19 protein-coding genes, 1 tRNA gene and 1 pseudogene are annotated in these 23,804 nt (G+C 43.5%); 13 read left to right on the forward strand and 8 right to left on the reverse strand.

What is annotated here, in order from left to right:
* Positions 1–74 precede the first annotated feature (74 nt).
* The 8 genes from QZ076_RS08560 to QZ076_RS08595 all read left to right on the forward strand — a co-directional run bounded on the left by QZ076_RS08560 (position 75) and on the right by QZ076_RS08595 (position 9,215).
* Complete coding sequence (locus tag QZ076_RS08560) at positions 75–2,042, forward strand: HAMP domain-containing sensor histidine kinase (protein WP_293712469.1); 1,968 nt, start codon at positions 75–77, stop codon at positions 2,040–2,042.
* Positions 2,043–2,064: 22 nt separating this feature from the next.
* Entirely contained in the window at positions 2,065–2,916 is an 852-nt protein-coding gene (locus QZ076_RS08565) for a sugar phosphate isomerase/epimerase family protein (protein WP_293712472.1), read from the forward strand.
* Positions 2,917–2,960: 44 nt separating this feature from the next.
* A complete protein-coding gene (locus QZ076_RS08570) occupies positions 2,961–3,992 on the forward strand; it encodes a DUF6340 family protein (protein WP_293712474.1) in 1,032 nt (343 codons plus the stop codon).
* Between the two features lie 65 nt (positions 3,993–4,057).
* Positions 4,058–4,519, forward strand: coding sequence for a hypothetical protein (locus tag QZ076_RS08575; RefSeq protein WP_293712477.1), 462 nt, complete (start codon positions 4,058–4,060; stop codon positions 4,517–4,519).
* Between the two features lie 55 nt (positions 4,520–4,574).
* A tRNA-Thr gene (locus QZ076_RS08580) sits at positions 4,575–4,647 on the forward strand.
* Between the two features lie 115 nt (positions 4,648–4,762).
* Entirely contained in the window at positions 4,763–5,362 is a 600-nt protein-coding gene (locus tag QZ076_RS08585) for a type 1 glutamine amidotransferase family protein (protein ID WP_293712480.1), read from the forward strand.
* An 84-nt stretch (positions 5,363–5,446) separates the two neighbouring features.
* Complete coding sequence (locus tag QZ076_RS08590) at positions 5,447–8,353, forward strand: ATP-binding cassette domain-containing protein (protein ID WP_293712483.1); 2,907 nt, start codon at positions 5,447–5,449, stop codon at positions 8,351–8,353.
* Between the two features lie 34 nt (positions 8,354–8,387).
* Entirely contained in the window at positions 8,388–9,215 is an 828-nt protein-coding gene (locus QZ076_RS08595; RefSeq protein WP_293712486.1) for a hypothetical protein, read from the forward strand.
* 79 nt (positions 9,216–9,294) lie between these two features.
* Here QZ076_RS08595 and QZ076_RS08600 read toward each other — a convergent pair whose 3' ends face one another.
* The 6 genes from QZ076_RS08600 to QZ076_RS08625 all read right to left on the reverse strand — a co-directional run bounded on the left by QZ076_RS08600 (position 9,295) and on the right by QZ076_RS08625 (position 15,920).
* Positions 9,295–10,458: a SpoIIE family protein phosphatase gene (locus tag QZ076_RS08600; protein WP_293712488.1), complete on the reverse strand. Its 1,164-nt coding sequence runs from the start codon at positions 10,456–10,458 to the stop codon at positions 9,295–9,297.
* A 14-nt stretch (positions 10,459–10,472) separates the two neighbouring features.
* Positions 10,473–11,309, reverse strand: coding sequence for a HAMP domain-containing sensor histidine kinase (locus QZ076_RS08605; protein ID WP_293712491.1), 837 nt, complete (start codon positions 11,307–11,309; stop codon positions 10,473–10,475).
* Positions 11,302–12,423 (reverse strand): HAMP domain-containing sensor histidine kinase, encoded by a 1,122-nt coding sequence (locus QZ076_RS08610; RefSeq protein WP_293712494.1) that lies wholly within the window; start codon positions 12,421–12,423, stop codon positions 11,302–11,304. Before QZ076_RS08610 ends, QZ076_RS08605 begins: the two co-directional genes overlap by 8 nt.
* Position 12,424: 1 nt before the next feature.
* Entirely contained in the window at positions 12,425–12,832 is a 408-nt protein-coding gene (locus tag QZ076_RS08615) for an ATP-binding protein (protein ID WP_293712497.1), read from the reverse strand.
* A gap of 21 nt (positions 12,833–12,853) precedes the next feature.
* Positions 12,854–13,153 carry an STAS domain-containing protein gene (locus tag QZ076_RS08620; protein WP_129729248.1) on the reverse strand — a complete coding sequence of 100 codons (300 nt, stop codon included), beginning with the start codon at positions 13,151–13,153 and terminating at the stop codon, positions 12,854–12,856.
* A gap of 82 nt (positions 13,154–13,235) precedes the next feature.
* Positions 13,236–15,920, reverse strand: a complete 2,685-nt coding sequence (locus QZ076_RS08625; protein WP_293712504.1) for a calcium-translocating P-type ATPase, PMCA-type — start codon at positions 15,918–15,920, stop codon at positions 13,236–13,238.
* 332 nt (positions 15,921–16,252) lie between these two features.
* Between QZ076_RS08625 and QZ076_RS08630 the strand changes: the two genes are divergently transcribed.
* Positions 16,253–16,750, forward strand: a complete 498-nt coding sequence (locus QZ076_RS08630; RefSeq protein ID WP_293712507.1) for a DUF4251 domain-containing protein — start codon at positions 16,253–16,255, stop codon at positions 16,748–16,750.
* Here QZ076_RS08630 and QZ076_RS08635 read toward each other — a convergent pair.
* Positions 16,734–17,666: a TIGR01212 family radical SAM protein gene (locus QZ076_RS08635; protein WP_293712510.1), complete on the reverse strand. Its 933-nt coding sequence runs from the start codon at positions 17,664–17,666 to the stop codon at positions 16,734–16,736. The genes QZ076_RS08630 and QZ076_RS08635 overlap by 17 nt on opposite strands.
* A gap of 168 nt (positions 17,667–17,834) precedes the next feature.
* Between QZ076_RS08635 and QZ076_RS08640 the strand changes: the two genes are divergently transcribed.
* From QZ076_RS08640 to QZ076_RS08650, 3 genes are all read left to right on the forward strand, one after another.
* A complete protein-coding gene (locus tag QZ076_RS08640; RefSeq protein ID WP_293712512.1) occupies positions 17,835–20,009 on the forward strand; it encodes a S9 family peptidase in 2,175 nt (724 codons plus the stop codon).
* On the forward strand, positions 20,009–20,854 hold the full coding sequence (gene lipA, locus QZ076_RS08645; protein ID WP_293712514.1) for a lipoyl synthase: 846 nt from the start codon (positions 20,009–20,011) through the stop codon (positions 20,852–20,854). The genes QZ076_RS08640 and lipA overlap by 1 nt, the downstream gene beginning before the upstream one ends.
* Before the next feature lie 64 nt (positions 20,855–20,918).
* On the forward strand, positions 20,919–22,037 hold the full coding sequence (locus QZ076_RS08650; protein WP_293712516.1) for a hypothetical protein: 1,119 nt from the start codon (positions 20,919–20,921) through the stop codon (positions 22,035–22,037).
* A gap of 8 nt (positions 22,038–22,045) precedes the next feature.
* Here QZ076_RS08650 and QZ076_RS08655 read toward each other — a convergent pair whose 3' ends face one another.
* Positions 22,046–22,540, reverse strand: coding sequence for a metallophosphoesterase family protein (locus QZ076_RS08655; RefSeq protein ID WP_293712517.1), 495 nt, complete (start codon positions 22,538–22,540; stop codon positions 22,046–22,048).
* A 58-nt stretch (positions 22,541–22,598) separates the two neighbouring features.
* On the opposite strand from QZ076_RS08655, the pseudogene QZ076_RS08660 reads away from it, so the two are divergent.
* Positions 22,599–23,804: pseudogene (locus QZ076_RS08660) on the forward strand (RNA degradosome polyphosphate kinase); the annotation flags it as partial.

The following is a 23,804-nucleotide window of genomic DNA, read 5'->3' on the forward strand; positions in this document are numbered from 1 at the left end:
TTTTCTGGATAAAGCTTATATTTCTTTAATTTTTACTAACTTGCAGCCCTTGTTATTTACATGGTGTATAAGAAATGAGGGAAATAAGAAAAAGGCTGTTCATCATCTTTTGTTTTTTAGGAAGCTTTTGTCTTCCTGTTACTTTGTATGGTGCTAATGATGTTTCAGATGCGCTGTCTCTCGATTCGCTCTTTGAGATGGCACAGGCAAATGTACAGCAACAAAAGGGCTTTGAGTATGCCACACAATTACTGGAAGAAGCCCTACGTCGGAAGGATCGCTATCAGGAAGCGAATGCCATGTTTTGTCATGTCCGTTATTATTATTCCAAGAATACCGACAGTATGTCTTTCTGGATGCAAAAGGCATTACCTCTCTTTAGGGAACAAAAGAGGTATGTAGAGTATTTCCGGATGAAGGCATGGTATATTTATGTTTTGAATCGTTCGATGCAAAATGAAGAAGCCCTGAAATATGTTGACGATTTAAAGGAAGAAGCGAGCAGTCTGAATTTTCCCGAAGGCATAGAGATGGCCAATCAGGCGCTCGCCGATTTTTATTTGTCCAATAATCTGGGGGAGGAAGGTGTCGCCCTGTATGAAGAGGTTATACATAGCATGGAAATGAGAAATGCACCTCTTATCAAGCGTATCAATATTATCCGGCAACTCATGAATAAAGCTTTGGATCCTGAAACGAGATTGAAATATGTTGAGCGGTTGGATGATTACATTAAGATCTGTAAGGGAAAAGGGATTGAGTGGTTGGATGATGAAATATCTATATATTATCTGGAATATGTCATGCACCGGCACTATGCCATAGAATATATAGGAAGGGATAAACTCAAGGAGGCGTTGGACCACTTGCAACAAGCCCAGGCACTTCTGACAAAATACGAGATGTATAATTATGAAATAGAGTTGAAGACAATTTATGGCTCTTATTATCAGCATAGTAAACAGTATAACAAGGCCTTGGCGATTTTTGATACTTTATTACCTGTTTGGCGCCAGAGGAATACGATGGGGGGGTACCTCGATATGTTGGATCGTAAAGCTGATGTTCTATTGAAGATCGGAAGGGATAGGGAGGCATCGCAACTCTATAAAGAATATGCTTTTTTGAATGATTCATTATCGAAAGTCCGTTTTTACGATAAACTGGCGGAAATGAATGCGCAACATAAGGTAGACAAACTGGAAATAAAAAACAAACAGATGGATCTGGAAGTTGCTCAGGCACATTCTCAACTTCTTCAAGTGGGAGGAGGAGCCGTTCTCCTGTTTATTTTGTGTTGCCTGTTGGGGTATATATCTTATAGTCGCCATCGTTACGGGTTGCAGTTGAAACAGGCTAAAGAGAAAGCAGAAGAAGCCGACCGGATGAAATCGACTTTCCTGGCTAATATGAACCATGAAATACGTACTCCGTTGAACGCCATTGTCGGTTTCTCTCAGGTGCTGGTAGATGAGGATGATCAGGAAACCCGGCAGGAATATGCCAATATTATACAAAGTAACAATGAACTGCTTCAGCGTTTGATAACGGATGTCCTTGATCTATCGAAGATTGAGTCGAATACAATGGCTTTGAATTATGCGATGCACGATCTTCCTGTCCTGATGAAGGAGATCTATAATGTGATAAAGCTTAGGATGCCCGAAAATGTAAAACTGGAACTTAATGAGTGCCTGCCACAACTTTTTTATACCGATCGTAATCGTCTTACACAAATTCTTACTAACTTGCTGACCAATGCAATCAAGCATACGGAAAAAGGTTTCATCCGCTTTGGTTATGAGGTGACAGAGACAGATGTCGTCTTTTCGGTAGAAGATTCGGGAGAAGGTATCCCCGAAGATAAACAGGAAAAGATATTCAGCCGTTTCGTTCAGTTGGATGACTGGAGTAAAGGAGTAGGCCTGGGGTTAGCAATTTGTAAAGGACTTATTACCCAGATGGGAGGGACGATCGGTGTTTCTTCCGTGTTCGGTGAAGGTTCAACATTTACAGTCGTTTTACCTCTGAAAAAGCCGTAATATATTATTTACATAATTTACCATGAAGAATTCTAGAAGAAACTTTTTTAGACAAGGACTTGCCGGCGCTATATTATTAGGCTCGGCTAGTGTAGTAAAAGCCGGTTTGCCGGACAGGATCATTCCCAAGGCTGCCAAGTCGATTAATCCCTGGCGATTGGGGATGGCTGGCTATACATTTGTTAATTTTGATTTGGACACAACCCTAAAGACTTTGGAGAGACTGGATATTCATTATCTTTGTATCAAGGATTTCCACTTGCCGATGGATAGTACCGACGAACAGATTAAAGCATTTCATGAGAAATGCGCCGCTCATAAAGTGACGGGGTATGCGGTTGGTCCTATCTATATGAAGAGTGAACAGGAGATCGACCGTGCTTTCGAGTATGCGAAACGCGTAGGTGTAAAGTTGATTGTGGGCGTTCCCAACTACGAATTGCTCCCGTATGTGGACAAGAAAGTGAAGGAATACGATTTCAATTATGCAATCCACCTGCATGGTCCCGATATTAAAACCTATCCGGACGCAACGGATGTCTGGGAGCATACGAAAGACCTGGATCCGCGTATCGGAATGTGTCTGGATATCGGTCATGACCTGCGTAACGGTTGTAATCCGGTTACCGACTTGAAGAAATATCATACCCGTGTGTTTGATATGCATATCAAGGATGTAACAGACTCATCGAAGGCAGGTATCGGTATAGAGATCGGTCGTGGAAAGATCGATTTTCCGGCATTAATGAAGATGATGCGTGAAGTGAACTATACTGGTATGTGCAGCCTGGAATACGAGAAGGATATGAAAGATCCTTTCCTCGGTATCGCAGAGTCGATCGGCTATTTCAAGGCGGTGAGCGATATTGTATAATGTAGGGGCGAACTTAGTTTCGCCCTCTTTTAAACAGAAGAGTGATGAGAAGTGCGTTTTATTTATTGGCAATCGGCTTGTTGACGTCTTGTAGTTCTGTCAATTATGTGGCGATTGAAACATACAATCCGGCGGAGATTACTTTTCCGGAAAATGTCGGTAAAATACTGGTTGTGAACAATGCAGTGCCGCAACCGGATGATGTCGGTTGTCAGCTTAGTCTGTTTGGAACCAAGCAGGATACCTGCCATGTAAAAGTCGACAGTGCCTTGTTTGATGCGTGTCGCGGATTGGGAAAGGCTATGGTCGATGTCTCTTTTTTCAATGACGTGCTTCTTTATAACGATGCAACCCGTAAGGATGATGTTTATTATGAAGATAGGAAACTGACTCAAGAGGAGATTAATGCATTATGTGATGAAACAGGAACCGATGCGGTTATATCGGTAGATCGTATCTTATTCGAGTCTCAAAAGGATATTGTTGCTTTTGCGGAAGGTTTTATCGCCGGAGATATCAGTGTGAAGATGTCGGGGGTAATACGTGGGTATCTGCGTAACAGGCCTAATCCTTTAGCTACTGTTTATGTGACGGACAGTCTTTTCTTTTCGGAAAGCGCCTATAATCAGATCCTTTTGGATCAGATGTTACCTACGATGGAAAATGCCGTGCGTACATCGGCCGAGTATATCGGCATGAAAGCCAGTCCAAACTTTGTACCTCACTGGAGCCGTGAAACGCGCTGGTTCTATTCCGGCATGGGAGCACGCTGGAAAGAAGCTACTGCCTATGCCCGGACGGAAAAATGGGAGAAGGCAACCGAGCGGTGGAAACAATTGTACAATAACTCCAATAGTTGGAAGACACAGGCGAAAGCCGCATCGAACATTGCTTTGGGGTATGAAATGAAAAGTGAGTTGAAGGAGGCATACGAATGGGCGAAAAAATCGTACGAATTATTTAAGAAGAATGAAGGTGACGAGAGTAAGAATGCCCGTCTTTTATACCTTTATGTAGAGGCTTTGATGAACCGGATACGTTCGGATAAAAAACTTAATATGCAATTTGGAGAATAATATCATATATTCTCCGAATTATTACTACTTTTGACAGACGATTCAAAAAGAATAAAAAAAGAGTTATGAGTGCAAATAATGCAAAGATTCAGTCTGTCCTGGAGACAACCTTTACTTCCGCTATCGGAAAACTGACTGCTGACGATTCCAATAGCTATCACAGTGATCTATATGTCCAGGCAGACCCTGAAAGCGGGGAACTGCAAATCTATGACGAAGAGGAACGGTTGCTGGATAAGACGATCGTATTCGACTGGGTAGGCTGTCCCTGTGAAGAAGACAAATTCAACAAGCAGGTAGCCAACAGTGTAAAATCTGTGCTGACTCTTTTAGTTGCGAAAAATATATTTGACAGTCCTCACATCATGAAACCTTTCTCTGTTAACCTGACAGACGAGGATTTCGTTGTAATAGAGGAACTTCTCTTCCTTGACGACGAAGTTTTGCGTGCCGACGATCCGCTATTGAAAGATTTAGATGCAGATTTAGATGATTTTTTAGCCAAACTTCTTTCAGATGTCGAATAGAGTTTTTACATTTGTGCCCGAATTGAAAAACAAGTAACAAGTAATATATAATGTTGCCGAAATAGCTCAGTTGGTAGAGCAACGCATTCGTAATGCGTAGGTCGCCGGTTCAAGTCCGGCTTTCGGCTCACAATGTCAGGCAGTTATCCAGAAAAGATAACTGCTTTTTTTATTGCTTTTCATTGTTTGTTTAAACCTGTATTTTCTACTAATTGCAATTTTAAAATAATCGAGTAAAACAATATGAATAAAAAAGAAGTGATTTTCGTACTCTTAAATGAGTTTGCCGATTGGGAAGGAGCTTATATCGCTACCTGTCTGAATATAGGCGTAAAGCCCGGAAACCCTGTCAACTATACAGTAAAGACAATGTCTGTAACGAAAGACCTTGTTATGTCGATAGGTGGCTTTAAGGTATCGCCCGATTACGACATAAATGATATACCAAAGAATCATTCCGGATTGATATTGATTGGCGGCATGCATTGGTTCTCACCCGAAGCTGCACAAATCGTTCCGCTTGTAGAGAAAGCTATTAAGGAAAATAAATTGGTTGCCGGAATATGCAATGCTTCGGTTTTTCTTGGGGCGAACGGATTTTTAAACAATGTAAAGCATACAAGTAACGGAGTGGATTACCTGAAACAATATGCAGGAGAGAAATACATGGGAGAAGCTAACTATGTTGACAAGCATGCTGTAAGAGATGGTAATATTGTTACCGCCAACGGTACTGCTCCATTGGATTTCTGTCGTGAAATCTTATATGCATTGGATGCTGATACACCTGAAATAATAGAAGAGAGTTATCAGTTTTACACGAATGGTTTATCGCCGAAGTAATCTCTTAAATAAAGAGACATTTTTTATTTCAGTATGCTTGAAAGTTTTACCTTTGTCCTGTAAATCATCATTATCTATGAATATATGAATGAAACCATTCTGAACGGTTTATTAAATCTGTTTGCAGTTTTTGCTTCGGCTGTGCGCATCGAGGAACAGCAGGCAAGCCGGGCGGTTCATTTTTATTTGTCCAGTCATTTTGGTGTTCGTTCTCATAAAGAGTATATTGAGTTATACAGTGAGTTGCGGAGTATGTACGACGATCCTCTTTTTCCTGTGGATAAGGAGAGAGTAGTACGTAATATCTGTGAGCAGATGAAGGTGAAGCTGATGGCGGAAGAACAACTTCTTCTCCTGATCCGCTTTGTGGAGTTTGCTTATTCCAATAGTGAAGAGTTCGAGAACCATCTGTCTCTTTTTCATCTGGTGGCCGATATTTTTGCCATTCCACAGGAAGAGTTTGACGACATACTTGCATTTATAGTCGGTAAACCGTCTTCTTCTTTGCTTCTTATCAGTGGAGAAGAGACTGGAGCTGAAAACCATATAACCCGTAAGGGAATGGACGGATTTATCCGTGTACTATTTATCCGTCGGTTCGATAAGCAGATATTTACCTATTATGGCACAGGGGGCGTTTTCATGAACGATATCCCATTATCATCGGGAATATTTTATGCCTGGCAGCACAGTAGCGTATTGAAAGGGCCTTTATTTCTTCCGGTTTATTACAGTGATTTATTGACTGTCTATAATAAGAATGAACGGAAAGAAACGATTTCTCTGGCAGGTAGAGATTTGAATTTTACTTTTAAAAATAGCTCTAACGGACTGCATAACTTTTCCTTCAACCTGGAGTCGGGACAACTGGTCGCTATTATGGGAGGAAGTGGAGTCGGTAAGTCTACTTTACTGGGTATTATGAACGGGAATATTCACCCGGACGAAGGGAGTATAACCGTAAATGGCTATCCGTTGGATGCCCCTGAAGCCCGGCAACTGATCGGTTTTGTTCCGCAAGACGATTTGTTGATTGAAGAACTTACCGTTTATCAGAACCTCTGGTTTACAGCCCGCCTTTGTTTTGCCCGTCTTTCGGAACCAGAGATTAAAGAACGGGTCGATACGGTCCTGAAAGATTTGGATCTGGAAAGTATAAAAGATCTGGAAGTCGGTTCGCCCATCCGTAAAACGATCAGTGGCGGACAACGTAAACGGTTGAATATCGCTCTTGAACTGATTCGTGAGCCGGCTATTCTGTATCTGGATGAGCCTACCTCCGGTTTGTCTTCGTCAGATTCAGAGAAAGTTATTATGTTGTTGAAGGAACAGACCCACCGTGGAAGGCTGGTTGTCGTGAATATTCACCAACCATCGTCGGAAATCTATAAGTTGTTCGACCGCCTTTGGTTGTTGGATCGGGGAGGGTATCCTATCTATGATGGGAATCCGATAGAAGCGATTATCTATTTCAAGCAAGCGGCCAAATATACCGATCCGGATATCAGTGTTTGCAGTACCTGCGGAAATGTCAATCCGGAATTGATATTGAACATCATAGATTCGAAGAAGATCGACGACAGCGGTAACCAGACGAATATCCGGAAGTTTACCCCTGAGGAATGGCATGAGAAATATGTTTCGGAGAGGCCTGCTTACACAACTGTCGAGGAGAAAGATTTGCCTGACAGCAAACAGCGGAAACCTTCCTGGTTTAAGCAATTCTGTATTTTCCTGGAACGGAATATCCGAACAAAGTTGGTTAATAAACAGTATCTGGTAATCACCTTACTGGAAGCTCCTCTGTTGGCATTGATTGTCGCTTTGCTTACTCGTTATGTGGATGGTGACGAGTATACTCTGCTTGCCAACAAGAACTTTGTGTCTTATATCTTTATGTCGGTTATTGTCGTGACCTTTATGGGGTTAAGCATAAGTGCCGAAGAGATCATAAAAGACAAGCCTATCCTGAAGCGTGAACATTTTCTCCGGTTGAGCCGCAGTAGCTACCTCACTTCCAAGATGGTCTACCTTCTGATAGTATCGGGACTGCAGTCTTTGCTTTTTGTTTTAGTGGGGAATTCTATCATGGGAGTTGGATGGGAGATGTTCGGTATCTGGTGGAGTATCCTTTGGGCTACCTCTTTCCTGGCAAACCTGACGGGATTGATCTTGTCGCAGTCGATGAATTCTGTTGTAGCCATCTATATCACGATCCCTCTTTTGCTTATTCCGCAGATATTACTTTGTGGATTGGTGATCAAGTTCGATGACCTGAATACCCGTGCATCGAAGGAAAATAAAGTGCCGCTGATCGGTGAAATTATCCCTTCACGCTGGGCTTTCGAGGCCTTGATGGTGGAGCAGTTTGCCGATAATGCTTATAACCAGGCTTATTTCCCAATCGAAAGAGAAAAGTATCTGGCACAGTATTATGAGAATATACATGCAAAAGAGGTGCGTAGGCTGGCTGAACAACTGGAAATAAAGGATGACTCCGACAAACGATTGACGGTAGAAAATGAACTGGCTGTGTTGGGACGTGCTGCCCGTATTGCTCCTTATGAGAAGAGCGAAAGCTATCTGTCGTATTTGGATAAGGTGGATACAGCTCTGCATGAACGTGCGCATAACTTTACTGCTTATCTGGATCAGGTGCAACAGGAAGATATACGTGAGAAAGGAACTGAGTGGGTAACTACCCAAAAGAGAGAACACCATAACTCTGCTATCGAAGATCTGGTGATGGGAGCCGGTGGGCGCAATTTTTATAAAGAGTACAGCCATCGTATTTATCCTGCGATAGGTCAAATATATGTAGTTCCGGATAACCCGTATGGCAGAGCTCCTTTCTATGCTTATGAGAAAAATTTGGGTGGTATTTCAATTTCTACGTATAATTTTAATTTATTGATTATAGGTTTCTTTGCATTTTTAGCGATTATCGCTATATTCGCAGAGTTTCCGGGACGTTTCCTGAGAGAAGAGTGAAAAAGCTGGAATATAAATTATTAAATAAAGTAACATGAAAAAGAGTGTATTAAGCGTGCTTGCAATAGCCGCATTAATGGTAGGCATGGTTTCCTGTAATGGAGCTAAGAAATCTGATGATGCCCAGAAAACGGAAGAAGCAGCCGTTATAGCCGGTAAAGCTCCGAAAGATTTGTTGACAGAAGAGGTAAAACAGGAAACTGTTAAGTTTCTGGCTGATATGCCGGAGTCTGAGCTTCCTTATCGTTTGTCAAGCGGCGAAGTTCAGGTTAAAGTGGCTGATTTGACATATATGCTGCCGGTAGCTAAAGCTGCTGAACTGAGTACTGCTACACAGAAAGCACGTGCACTTGGTATGTATATGGCTGATTACAACGTATTGAAAGCTATCGGGCAGCCTACTGCTGAGGTAGAAGGTGCTATTGTAAAACTGGCTACAGACCTGAATGTTTCTTTTGTATTGGATATCCTGAAAGAAGAAGCTCCGAAAGATGCAACTAAAGAACAATTGCAGGCTTTCATGAATGCACAGGAAGATAAGATCATCGATAAGATGGCTGCAGAAAACAAAATAGATGTACAGATCGAGATCTTAGGTGCATCTTCTGCTGAATATGCTTGTCTGTTTGCTAATCCTACATTGGTTGTTAAGGGGGATGCTACATCTGCCGGTCTGTCTGCCAATATGGAAAAACGTGTGACTATGCTGGAAGAAGTAGTAGCCGACCTGGCTTCTTATTATCCGGACCTGCAACAGCTGGGCACAACTATCAGTCCGCTAAAAGAAAAAGTGACAACAATTCAGGATGCCAGAGCTGCTAATGCAGAAATCATGGGTATCCGTGATGCTTTATTGAAATAAATACATATATATAATGTATATAAAAAAACGGAGATGTGCCGATCGGTGCATCTCCGTTTTTTTATCCGGTAAAAGTAAGTTAGCCTTGATACGTGATGGACAACAAGGTGATGTCGTCCGATTGTACGGCTCCGACAACGAACTTTCCAACCTTCTCTGTTATTTTATCAACGATTTCTTTCGGACTCTTTCCGATCAACTCCTGACAGTTTTCAAGCAACCGCTGTTCGCTGTATTGCTCGTGGCGGGTATTCATCGCTTCTGTGATTCCGTCGGTGTAGAGCAACAGGTTGTCTCCCGGCAATAGCTGTAAAGTCTTTTCGTGATAGGTGATATCGTCTATGCTTCCTAATATAAAGTCGTTTGTCAGCGGTACGGATACAACTGTATTATCTGCTTTCATCAGGATAGGAGGGTTGTGTCCTGCATTGCAATAGGTCACGAGGCCTGTATTCAGATTCAGTATGCCATAGAATACGGTGACAAACATTTCGTTTGTATTTTCCTGGCAAAGAAATGCATTCGAACGTTGCATACACGTGGCTGCAGAGTTCTCATTCAGTGCTATTGTCCGGATAACTGTCCGGCTGATCGCCATAAAGATGGCGGCCGGGACTCCTTTGCCTGCAACATCTGCAATTACGAATCCCAAACGATCCTGGTCTATGCGGAAGAAATCGTAAAAGTCGCCTCCCACATATTTAGCCGCATTCATATAGGCATAGATATCGAATGACTTCAGTTCCGGAAACGGCGGAAACGTTTTTGGCAGGATGGTCTGTTGTATTTCCTGAGCGATATGCAGGTCGTTACGAATAGACTCCAGCTGTGAGTGTTCCTGTTGTGCCTTCTTGATGAAGGATATCTGTTCGGCTGCCTTTTCGATCGTACGTTCCAGGTCTTCCAGGTTGATTGGCTTTGTCGTAAAGTCGAATGCCCCCTGGTTCATGGCACTACGAATATTCTCCATATCGCCGTAAGCTGAAACCATGATACATTTCAGAGCAGGATTCTGCATCTCATTTATTTTGGCAAGCAATGTCAGCCCGTCCATTTCCGGCATGTTGATGTCGCTTAATATAACATCGAAATCCGGTTGGACAAGCATGAGTTGGAGTGCTTCCAGTCCGTTGTGTGCAAAATAGAATTCATATTCTCCTTTCTTTATCTTGCGACGGAAGTATTGGGTAAGCAACCTTTCCAGGTCTAATTCATCATCTACACTTAATATTTTTATAGCCATGACTTTTGTCTCTGTTATTGTTGGATAGGAATAGAAATAGTAAAACGGGTATATTCGCCGGGACAAGACTCCATCCCGATCGTACCGTTGTGTTTTTGTTCGATAATCGATTTAGTGATCGACAACCCCAGGCCGGTACCTTCCCCGATAGGCTTTGTAGTGAAGAAGGGGGTATAAAGCTTCTTCTTTACCTCTTCGGAAATACCCTGTCCGTTATCTTCTATAACCAGGGCGATACGGTCGCCTTCTTTCTTTAGGGAAACCTTGATTGTGGGCTGGTAAGCTGTGTCGGCTGCCTCTTTCGACTTGCTGAATACGGCATAACAGGCGTTGTTCATCAGGTTGAGTATGGCACGGCTGAAGTCCTGCGGAATAACCTTTACCAATGGCAAGTCGTCGGCATAATTCTCTTGTATAGCCACGTTGAAGCTTTTATTATTCGCTCTGACGGCATGGTAAGAAAGCCATATATATTCTTTGGTCAGCTGTTGCAGGTCGGTAGGGATATATTCGTCGTCTTTGCCACGTGAATAGAGCAGGATACCACGCACAATGCTCGAAGCGCGGTTGCCGTTCTCTTCGATCTTACTCATATTCCCCTCCAGGTCGGACATAATTTCTTTGATCTCTTCGACCGAGTCTTCCGGTAATGCATCCCCGAGTTCGTCCAACACTTCCTGCATATCCTTTAGTAACTTCTGCGAAACTTTGCTGAAATTGATTACGAAGTTGAGCGGATTTTGTATCTCATGCGCAATACCGGCACTCAATAATCCGAGCGAAGCCATCTTTTCCTGCTGGCTGATCTGCTTCCGCAGATTCTCAATCTCTTTTTGGGTATTCTCATTCATTGTTGATCCTTTTTTGACTGATGGGAATTGTAATTAGGAATTCAGTATAGTTATCCTTTTCGCTTTTTGTCAGGATCGACCCCTGATGGTTTAGGATAACTTCACGGCAGAGATACAACCCGACACCGGCTGCTTCGGCCGAAGGTTTCGTTGTAAAGAATGGTTCGAATATCCTGTCTTTGATATTGTCTTCGATACCTATTCCGTTATCGTAGATACTGATAAATGCAGTATTGTTCGCTTTTTCCTCCAATTTGATCGTAATAAACGGAGTGAAACTTTCTTTCTGGAGTTTCCGGAGCAGTGCATAAATACTGTTTTTAAGAATGCTGCCTATTGCTTTATTCATCTGTTCGATATCGATTTCCACCATAAGCGGCTTTTCCGGGCATTCGAGATTTATCTGTATCTGGTTTTCTTCAATTTCTTTCCTGAATAATTTGTTGACGACATCTATATTGACCTTACACAACTCGCTCAGATCGGTCGCAGTAACATCGCCGTGACGGTCTTTCAACAACTCTTCCATAGCTTTGACGATGCGGACCGTGTTACAACCATGCTCATTGATTTTTTGCAGGTTGCCTTCTATCATATCGAGTATTTCGACGCTGTCTTCATAAATTTCTTTTGTCATGACGGCTCGCTCGTCCGTGATGTTCTCTTTCAATTCCTTGATCAGGTCTGCCGATAGGCCGGCAAAGTTATTGATATAGTTTACCGGATTGAGGATACGGTCTACCAATCCCTGTGTAAGCTGTCCTACGGTTGCCAGCTTTTCCTTCCGTACCAGTTCGTCCTGCGCTTCGGCCAGAGCATCCAGTGCTTTCGACAGTTTTTCCGATTCTTTCAATACCTGGTCGCGCTGGATACGGAGCTCAATGGTACGTTCTTCCACTATCTTGGCAAGGTATTCTTTTTGTTTCAGCTTTTTCCGCAGACGTCCCTTCAGGATATAAAGGATGATCTGTGCAACGATCGTGATACCGGGAATCGTCTCCCAATCGTAGTAAAGTCCAGCAATAATAAGTATCCAGCCTACCAGCGTCAGCTTTTCTATGATGCGCAGCTGTCTTTTGAGGGATGCTATTTCTTTTATATCGAAGTCGGCCATATCACTGAATTTCTTTAGTCATTGTTAATATATTCTTTCCTTCGGAGCGGTCATATCTGACATCCGTCATCAATTGTTTAACCAGGAAAATACCTAGTCCGCCGATCGGGCGTTCTTCTACCGAAAGGGTAATATCCGGTTCCTGATTTTCCAGCGGATTGAACCGGATGCCGTTGTCGGTCACAACTATTTTCAACAGTCCCTCTTCACACCCCATGTCAATGCGTATATCCCCTTCTGAATTGGGATATGCATATTGAATAACATTCGTCACAGCTTCGTCCATCGCCAACTTTATCTGTATGAGCAATGTTGCATCGATACCGCAATGTCCAGCCTGCTGTTCCAGGAAATCATATAGAAGGGCAAGCTGGTCAGGATTATTCTTAATATGTAGTGTGCTGGTCATTTTACCGGAGTTTGGATCTTATTACTCAATGGTAAGGAAAGAGTTGAATCCGGTTATTTTGAATATATCCATAATGCTGCTCTGGATATTCCTCAACACGAAAGTTCCGCCTTTCTGGCTCATCTTTTTTTGTAGAATAAGAAGTAAACGCAGGCCGGCACTGCTGATATAACTAAGGTCGGTGCCATCGAGTATTACTTTCTTTACATCTCTCTCAAGGATGTCCATGATCTCTTTTTCCAAATCGGGCGAACTCAAGGTATCCAGTTGGCCGGAAAGACTGATCACTGTCTCTATTCCGTGTTTTATTTTTATTTCCATATTCTTTTCGCTTTCAATTTAAGCAAATGTAAATATTATAATCTAACACAGCAAGTTATTATCTTGATTTGTTAGTTCCGGCTTACTTCTTTGTAAGCCGGCTGATTCCGCGTGCAATTTCACCTACCCAGAGAACCAGAGAGGAAGAACCGATAATGATACCCCAGTCTTTCAACGATAGAGGAACCACATTGAACATTTCTCCTCCGAAAGTAACGATCAGATATTGGCCGATAAGGATCAACAATGCTACAAACAGGAAGCTTTTGCTCTCTTTCAGGTTGGCGAAAGCCGAACGGCCTTCCATGAAGGCTTTGGCATTGAACATATTCCAGAACTGAAGCATCACGAAGAAGCTGAAGAACCAGGACAGGTCGTGCGGAGTTAATCCGGTTTGTGCGTGGAAGTAATATAATACTCCCATCAGGATGATGACGAAAGCCAGGCCTACTCCGAAGATGTTGTAAGCCATCGGACGAGTGATGATAAAGTCGCCGTCTTTTCCGCTACGGCGGGGGCTGTCTTTCATAACCCGTTCGTTAGGAGGAAGGGAGGCCAGTGCCCCGGCTGCGAATGTATCCATGATCAGATTTACCCACAACATCTGAGTAATGGTAAGGGGCGATTCGGTTCCGAACAGCGAGCCCAGCAATACGATCAGACAGGCAGCCACATTGATTGTCAGCTGGAAGAGCAGGAACTTCTGGATGTTACGGTACAGGGAACGTCCCCACATAACGGCGCGGGTAATACTTCCGAAGGAGTTATCCAGGATCGTAATATCGCTGGCTTCTTTGGCAACGGATGTTCCGTCTCCCATCGAAAGGCCTACCTGTGCGGCTTTCAGAGCCGGAGCGTCATTCGTTCCGTCACCGGTTACAGCTACAACGGCTCCTTTCTTTTGTAATAACTGGACCAGGCGTTGCTTGTCGGTTGGACGGGCACGACACATAATTTTCAGGTCGAGTACACGATCCAATGCTTCTTCATCGGTTAAAGCCTCGAAGCCCGGGCCGGTGATGATGTTACGGTCGGTATCTTCCGGTTTCCATGTTCCGATCTGACGACCGATCTCTTTGGCTGTTCCCGGTGTATCTCCTGTTACGATCTTTACGTCTATGCCTGCATTAAGACAGCTTTGAACGGCTGCGGGTACATCTGCCCGGACTGGGTCGGAGATAGCAACGATTCCCAGGTAAGTCAGGTCGGTTCCATGTAGGCGTCCGTTTACGAAATAGGCTTCGTCTTTCCCGTCTTCAATGATCTGGTAAGCGAACCCGAGTGTACGCATCGCCTGATTCTGATAATTCAATAGTTGCTTTTCAATATCGGCCTTGCAGGCTTCTACCGGCTTGTATTCTCCGCCGGTCGCTACACGCTGGCTGTTTGCCAGTACGATTTCCGGAGCACCTTTGACGTATAATATCTTTTTACCGAGCAAAGCGGACTGTACGACAGTTGCCATGTACTTTCTTTCTGTTGAGAAGGTGAGCTGTGCCAGAACCGGTGCTTCCTCCCGTAATGTCAGATAGTTCTGGCCTTGGCTGTTCAGCCAAAGCAACAGGGCTGCTTCGGTGGGGTTACCCAATGTCTTTACTTTATCTTCCGAGAAGTCAAGATAGGCGGTAGAGTTAACCGAGATACCTTCTTTGATCAGGTTGCTTAGTTCATCTTCACCCAGTTTCTGGTCTTTTAGGTTGTAAAAGTTTGTCTGATAGACCTGCATCTGGTTTTGTGTCAGTGTTCCGGTCTTGTCTGTACAGATCACGGTTGTAGCTCCCATTGTTTCACAGGCATGCATCTTACGGACCAGGTTGTTCGTCTTAAGCATCCGGTTCATGCTGAGCGCAAGGCTCAGGGTGACGCTCATCGGCAAACCTTCGGGGACGGATACGACGATCAGGGTTACTGCTATCATAAAGATATTCAGTATATGAGATATTAAATCCATTACCGGCATACCGGAAGAAGTGAGGAACAGTTTGACCAATAGGGCGATAAAAGTAAGCCCGGCTACCGTGTATCCACCTTTACTGATCACGGCGGCAAGTCCTTTCAGTTGCATCTGCAATGGAGTCTCGACGTCACTTTCTATTTGAGAGCCTTCATAAACTTTTCCGTATCCGGTAGCATCACCAACCAGTTCGACTTCCATCACACCATGTCCGTCTACTACGGTCGTTCCACGCATCACAGCGTTGGATGGGTAAGTTGCTTCGTTATCGAATTCTGCTTCGTTGGTCGTTTTGCTGATGATCGGTTCGCCGGTCAGGGTCGACTCGTTAACCTGTAAGGAAATAGCTTCCAGCAGTCGACCGTCGGCGGGTATTTCTTCTCCCGTTTCCAGTACGACGATGTCGCCTACTACCACTTCTTTCTTAGTGATCTGGCAGATATTCCCTTCGCGGATTACTTTTACGAATGTATCATCGTTCACTGTGTTCAGTATATCGAATGCTTTGTTGGCTTTCAGTTCAAAAAAGAACCCTACGCACGAAGCCAGCATGATGGCAAAGAATATACCGATCGGTTCGAGAAAAGCGGTGAAGCCCTTTGCTTCCGGTCCCCAGCAATGTACACCGGCAATGATCATCGACAACAACCATGCTACCAGCAGGATCTTAATGATCGGATCATTGAACTTTTCGAGGAACTGACTCCAGAGAGAAGCTTTCTCGGGAGGTGTAAGGATATTTTCGCCGTGAAGGCGCCTGCTTTCTTCAACTTCTTGTTTGGTTAAGCCCTGATACTGATGTTTCTTCTCCATAAATTTGTTTATTCTGATTCAGAATTATAATGTACAGCAAATTACGTAAAGTTGACGGACATACGCAAGTGCTTTAGTTCTTAATTGATAAATAGAATAAATAAAGATTCTGTACATACATTTAACAAGATAGCACTATAGTCCTGATACCCCTGTTACTATAGTGCTAAGGCCATGTTTTGCTGCTATTTTTTTTCACCTAGTTAAGCCTTTTATTGAGTAATACTTTGTTAACTGTTTATTGTGTTAAATTAACGGATATGTCATAAACTTTTAGCTTCTGTGATTGTCTTATATATAAAAGGCAAATAGTGTGTTATTTATTTAAGGTTATGAAGAATGTTAGGTTATTCTGGTTACTGGGGATTGTCCTTGTTATAGCAGGGCAATCCCTTTGTGCCCAAACCAAGAAGGAAAAGAGAGAACAAAAAGAAAAAGAAGTAAAAGAATTAATAGAAAGTAAACGGTTTACGATAGATGTGAACCGTGCGATACCCATGGGGGGGCGTTCTCTCAATCTGACCTCTCCCTATTCTCTGGAAATGCGCGGCGATTCGGCTATTTCCTATCTTCCTTATTTCGGAAGAGCATATTCGGCTCCTTATGGTGGCGGTGACGGGTTACGATTTGAAAAATCAATTACCGATTATCAAACCTCTTTCAACAAAAAGGGAACCGCTCAAATACAGTTTCGTGCCCAGACAGACGACGATACATATACATTCAATGTACAGGTATTCTCTAATGGTTCCGCAACTATAAATGTGACACCTGTCAATAAGCAGAATATCACATTCTACGGGGAGCTGGCTCCTAAGAAAAAGGAATAAATAGTCGTCCCTGCCGTGCATTTCTTTCGGCAATACGCTTATTTACTTTAGCAGTAAATTCGAAGTTTTTAAGTCCCCAGTCGGGAGCGATCAACAGCTCTTTCGGGGATTGCGATACAAACCTCTCTACTACAATAGAGGGGTTTAATTTTTCTATAAAGTCGATCACCAGGTCGATGTATTCGTCGGCCGTATAAAGATGGAACTCTTCCGGATGATCGGCATATTCCTTTGCCATGCGGGTGTTACGGATCAGTTGCAATTGATGAAGCTTTAGCGTAGTGATCGGTAATGCGGATAATCGATCGGCATGATGCAGTATCTCTTCGCGGCTTTCTCCCGGTAAGCCCAGGATCAGATGGGCGCCGGTGTAGATGCCTCTTTCGGCTGTTCGGCGGATAGCTGTTTCCGATTCCTCGTAAGTATGTCCGCGGTTGATGCGGATCAATGTTTTATCCAAAGTACTTTCCAATCCGTATTCTATCATCACGAACTTTTCTTTGGCGAGGGCGGTGAAATAGTCCAGTAAAGCTTCCGGCATACAGTCCGGGCGTGTTCCGACGATCAGCCCGACAACTTCGGGGTGCGATAAAGCTTCCTCGTATTTAGCCTTCAAAGAGTCTAACTCATCGTATGTGTTAGTATACGCCTGGAAGTAGGCCAGGTATTTCATTTCCGGATACTTGCGGGAGAAGAAGCGGATGCCTTCTTCCAATTGTTCGGATACGCTTTTCTCCGTATGGCAATATTCCGGGCTGAATGTCTGGTTATTACAATAAGTACATCCTCCCCAACCCTTTGAGCCGTCGCGGTTAGGGCAGGTGAAGCCGGCGTTTATAGAGATTTTCTGTACTTTGTAAGGGAATACTTTCCGTAGAAAATCACCGAAATCATTATAAGGCTTTACGTTTTCCATGAGGCAAAGGTAATTTATAATGGTTAATCACCAATGTCCGGTGGTTAATTTAACGATAAAATGCCCGGGCTTACCCGGGCTGGTACATAAATTACCTTTAAAGGTGAAGGGTTTACCATGATAAAATGCTAACTTTGCGACCTATTCAAAATAAAATTAGAAGTATTCATGAAACGATTGGGTGTTGGTTTCTTGCTTTCATTGGCGATAATTGGAAGCGTATCTGCTCAGAACGGGAGCAAACGTGTAGATTTAAAAGAAATTACAGATGGTAAATTCCGTCAGATAACGGCTATTGGAGAAATGCGGTCGTTGCCGGATGGTGAGCATTATACAGCAATGAACAAGGATCGGAGTATGATCATTAAATATTCATATCGTACGGGTAATCCGGTAGATACCTTGTTTAATGCCCGCACTGCCCGCGAATCGACATTTGATGACTTCGATGGATATGATATCAGCAGTACCGGTCATCATATATTGGTTTGGAGAGAGACTGAACCTATTTATCGTCGTTCGTTCAAGGCAACCGTTTACGATTATGACGTTCGTCGTAACTACGTAAAGCCTTTGTCAGACTCGAAGAACAAACAGATGATTCCGACTTATTCGCCTGACGGACGCATGTGTGCTTATGTTGTGGATAACAATATATGGGTTCGTAAGTTCGATTACGATACCGAAGTGCAGGTAACCAAAGATGGTGAATTGAACAAAATCCTGAACGGTATTACCGATTGGGTATACGAAGAGGAATTTGCAGTAACAAATCTGATGGCCTGGTCGCCCGACAGTGAGTACCTGGCTTATGTACGTTTCGATGAGAGTGAAGTTCCGGAATATTCCATGCAGATGTATGGTACCGGTTTATATCCGGGTTATTACAACTTTAAATATCCGAAAGCCGGAGAAAATAACTCGAAAGTAACCGTGCATTCTTATAGTGTCGCTACTAAAGATATCAAGGAACTGAAAGTGCCGGTCGAGGCAGACAGCTATATCCCGCGGATTATTTTCACGACTAATTCCGACCAGTTGGCTGTAATGACTTTAAACCGTCAGCAGAACCTCTTCAATATGTATTATGTAAATCCGAAGAGCGGTGTATCGCGCCTGATTCTTCGTGATGAAAATAAATGTTATGTGGATTCCGAATGGTTGACTTCTATTCATTTCTTCCCTTCCGGATTTACTTATGTAAACGAACAGGACGGCTATTCCCATATTTATCTGTATTCGCCGACGGGTGTAATGCAGCGTCAGGTGACGAAAGGAAACTGGGATGTAACCCGTCTGATCGGTTACGACGATGCAACAAAAGTCACTTATTACGAATCGGCAGAAGAAAGTCCGTTGCGTCGTTCTGTCTATAAGATAGATGCGAAAGGTGTAAAAACGAAGTTGACGGATGCAGAAGGAACGAACAGTGCCGACTTCAGTGATAACTATGCTTATTTTGTTAATACCTGGTCGAACGCGAACACTCCCGCAAAGATTACGGTGAACGAAACGAAGACCAAAAAAGAGTTACGTGTATTGCAGGATAATGCAGCATTGAAAGAAAAACTGGCCGGTACGTCTTTCTCGAAAAAAGAATTCTTCAAAGTACATACAGCTTCTGATTATGAGCTGAATGCCTGGATCGTTAAACCGGTGAATTTCGATGAATCGAAGAAATATCCCGTGTTAATGGTTCAATATAGTGGTCCTAATTCACAACAAGTATTGGATAAATACGGTTTTGACTGGGAACATTATCTGGCTGCTAACGGATATATAGTAGTCAGTGTGGATGGCCGGGGAACCGGTGCACGTGGTGAAGCCTTCCGCAAATGTACATACTTGCGGATGGGTGAATTGGAATCCAGAGACCAGGTGGAAGCTGCACAGGCATTAGGTAAATTGCCGTATGTGGATGCCAGCCGTATCGCCATCTGGGGCTGGAGTTTCGGTGGATACAACACATTGATGTCGATGAGCGTAGGTAACGGTACTTTCAAGGCCGGTATCGCAGTGGCTCCTCCGACAGACTGGAAATATTATGACTCGGTTTATACCGAACGTTTTATGCGTACGCCGAAGGAAAACTTCTCGGGCTATGCTGCAACATCGCCTATCCGTCTGGCAAAAGACTTGCAAGGTAAGTTATTGCTTGTTCACGGTACTGCTGACGATAATGTACACTTCCAGCAAACGATGGATTATGCAGAAGCATTGGTACAAGCTGGTAAACAATTTGATATGCAGGTTTATAAAGACCGTAATCATAGTATTTACGGTGGCAATACCCGTTATCATTTGTATACCAGGATGTCTAATTTCTTATTTGATAATTTATAATGCCAGAACATTTGAGAAAGCCGGATTGGTTGAAGATTCGGCTTGGAGGGAACGAACAGTTCACGCGGACTAAAAGTATTGTTGAGTCTCATTGTCTGCACACGATCTGTACGAGTGGTAAATGCCCGAATATGGGAGAGTGTTGGAGTCGTGGAACTGCAACCTTTATGATTGCCGGTGAGATCTGCACCCGTTCCTGCCGTTTTTGTAATACGCTTACAGGCAAGCCGCTGCCGTTGGATCCGAAAGAACCGGCCAATGTAGCAGAAAGCATCCGCCTGATGAATTTGAAACATGCAGTAATAACATCGGTCGACCGGGATGACTTGCCGGATATGGGAGCCCAGCACTGGGTGGATACTATCCGTACGATCAAGGAGGTTAATCCGGAAACAACAGTCGAAGTGCTGATCCCCGATTTCCAGGGACGTCTCGATCTGGTAGACAGGGTTGTTGCTGCCGGTCCTGAAATTATTTCACATAATATGGAAACCGTACGGCGTATCAGCCCGCAGGTTCGTAGTGCTGCTAAATATGATGTCAGTTTATCTGTCCTGGCCCGTATAGCCGGACAGGGGGCAACAGCGAAAACCGGTATCATGGTCGGTCTGGGGGAAACTCCGGATGAGGTATGCTGTTTGATGGACGATGTGCTTGCAACAGGGGCTTCCGTATTAACAATTGGACAATATTTACAACCTTCAAGAAAAAATATTCAAGTTTCCGAATATGTTACCCCAGAGCAGTTTGAGTCTTATAAATCAATAGCTTTAGAGAAAGGTTTCCGGATGGTGGAGAGTGCTCCGCTGGTTCGTTCCTCTTATCACGCCGAAAAGCATGTTTGATTGCGAAAACATTTAACAAATTGCGTTGTTATATTATTAAAGTGCGAAGAAAGGGGGAAAGGGTATGAACAAAGTTAAGAAAGGATTGGACAACCAAGCCATTGGCCTATTGCCATTGCTGTTGTTTATGTTTTTGGACAATTACTTTTCTTATCTGTTGTCTTTCATCATTGGCGTTACCTTTTGCTTTGTATGTATTTTTCTCTATCAGGTCTTAAGTAAGGATAAGGTATATCAATTCCTGCTGTTGCCTTCGGCAATGACGCTGGTGTTATATTCTATTTTTCTTTGCTTGAAACTCGAGCCGGTCTTGTTTATTTATTCTCCGTTGATTACGGAAGTGTTGTTGGTTGTTGTACTTGCGTTTATCGGTTTTACCCGGCGCTCGGTACTAAAGAAAATACGAACATCAGCTCATCCGACTTATAAACGGACTTTAATGCGGACAACATTGAATGAATTTTATTTCATTGCCCAGCTTGTTCAGAATTTATATACATTGCACCTGTTTGCCATTCTGGTATACAGTATCCTGCCGGATACGATGCAGAGTGTACATACAGAGCGTTTCCTTTACAGGGAACTAGGGGTATTGGTTGGTGTACTGGTTATTCTTTATGAACAGGTACGTTTGTCGTTGATGCAAGGTAGTTTACGGAAAGAAATGTGGTTGCCGGTGTTGAATGAAGGAGGAAAAGTGATTGGTTGTATTGCACGTTCGGTAAGTCGTACGTTGCCAAAGAAATACTACCATCCGATCGTCCGGATAGCCGTTATTCATGACGGAATGCTGTATTTGATGAAAAGGAGTAAAGAAGCTTTCGTGTCTCCTGATACGATCGATTATCCTTTCCATAGTTATGTGTTATTCAGGCATAGTATTGAAAGTACTGTGCGTGAGTCGGTGGGCGAACTGGCCGAACAGGAGGATATAACACCTCGTTTCCTGATACGTTATACGTTCGAAAACGAGAAGGTTAAACATTTAGTATCACTTTATGTGATCTGTCTTCGTACGGAAGAGCAACTGAGTCAATGTAAAAAGGCAGGCGGAAAGCTGTGGACTGCCAAACAAGTGGAAGAAAACCTGCATTCAGGTGTATTCAGTGAATACTTTGAGCAGGAGTTCTCTTATCTTCAGAATACGATATTGCTGGCTGAAAATTTCTGCTGCGGAAAGTAATAGACTTACTATCTAATACCGAGTTCTATCACTTCCAGGTCTTTAATATTCTTGCCATCGATAACAAAACGTACAAGCGTACGGACCTGGTGAAAGCCGCTCTTTCCGGCGGCTCCCGGGTTAATATATAAACAATTAAGATATTTATCATAAGCAACTTTCAGAATGTGCGAATGACCCGCTATGAAGATATTCGGGCGGGTATCGTACAATTCTTTCCGGATAGCCGGGTTGTATCGTCCCGGGTAACCGCCTATATGCGTCATCATCACATTTACTTCTTCTACTTTGAAATGAGCCACTTCGGGATATTCCAGCCGGAGTGATTGCCCGTCTATATTTCCGTATACCGCCCGCAAAGGTTTCAGGGCAGCTAGCCGTGCCGCCAGTCCGTCCGAACCTATATCTCCTGCATGCCATATTTCATCGCATTCTGCGAAGTATTCCGCATATTTATCATCCCACCAGGCGTGAGTATCCGAGAGAAGTCCAACTTTAATCATAACAATTTCTTTTATTCTACAAAAGTATCTATATTTACGCAGCTAAGAATAGAATACGATGGAGAATTCATATAAATACTTTAAACGCGACATCAGTTGGCTTTCTTTCAACTACCGTGTCTTGCTGGAAGCGGAAGATGATACGCTGCCTGTTTACGAGCGGATCAAGTTCTTGTCTATCTATTCTTCCAATCTGGAAGAATTCTATGAAATACGTGTGGCTGAACACCGCGGAGTGATCATGAAAAAGAACTTCACCGAAGAAAGTGGTGCCGAAGCCGAAGAAGTGTTGACCGAGATAACGAATGAAGTGAACCGCCAGCAACGGGAATATTACCGGATCTTTTCGGAAAAGATATTGCCTGAATTGCATCGGCAGAACATTTACCTGTATCAGGGAAGCGAGCCGGAACCTTTCCATGAAGAGTTCGTTCATAACTTCTTTAATGAAGAGGTTTTCCCTTTCCTGTCGCCCGTAATGATACAGGCCGGAGATATCCGTACGTTTATCCGCGACCGCCGTTTATACCTGGTGATCCGTATGATAAAGAAAAGCAAGCGGAAACCGGAAGAGGGACAGGCTCCTGAATATCATTATGCCATGATGAAGATACCGTATGCCAAGGTGCCCCGTTTTATCGAGTTGCCGGAGCATGAAGGGAAGTTCTATATCATGTTTATCGATGATATTATTCGTGCCAACCTGGCCAATATATTCCCCGGATATATTATCGACAGCTGTTACAGCATCAAGATATCGCGTGATGCCGATATTTACCTTGAGAATGAGAAGGGGAATATCGTGGAGAGTATCCGTAAGAAAGTGAAGAAACGGAAGATCGGCGACCTGAGCCGTTTTATGTACGACAGGGCGATGCCGGACGATTTCCTTTCTTTTATCTGTGATGCGTTCGGTATTACTGCGGATGATCTGGTGGTGGGCGGCCGTTATTTGAATTTGCAGGACCTGGCCAAGTTGCCTAATCCGAAAGGAAAAGAGTTGGAGCAGCAGATACCTTCCCCTATGCGTATTCCTTATCTGGATGAAAAGGGATCTGTGTTCCGTGCCGTGAAGAAGAAAGATATCATGTTGCATTTCCCTTACCAGTCGTTCGACTACCTGATCCGGTTCCTGATGGAGGCCGCTTTCGATCCGAAGGTAGACGAGATAAAGATCACCCAATACCGGGTGGCGGAAAATTCGGCAGTGATCAATACACTGGCCAGTGCGGCCCAGAACGGGAAGCAAGTACCGGTCTTTGTA

Source organism: uncultured Parabacteroides sp., from assembly GCF_905196875.1.
GTDB lineage: Bacteria > Bacteroidota > Bacteroidia > Bacteroidales > Tannerellaceae > Parabacteroides.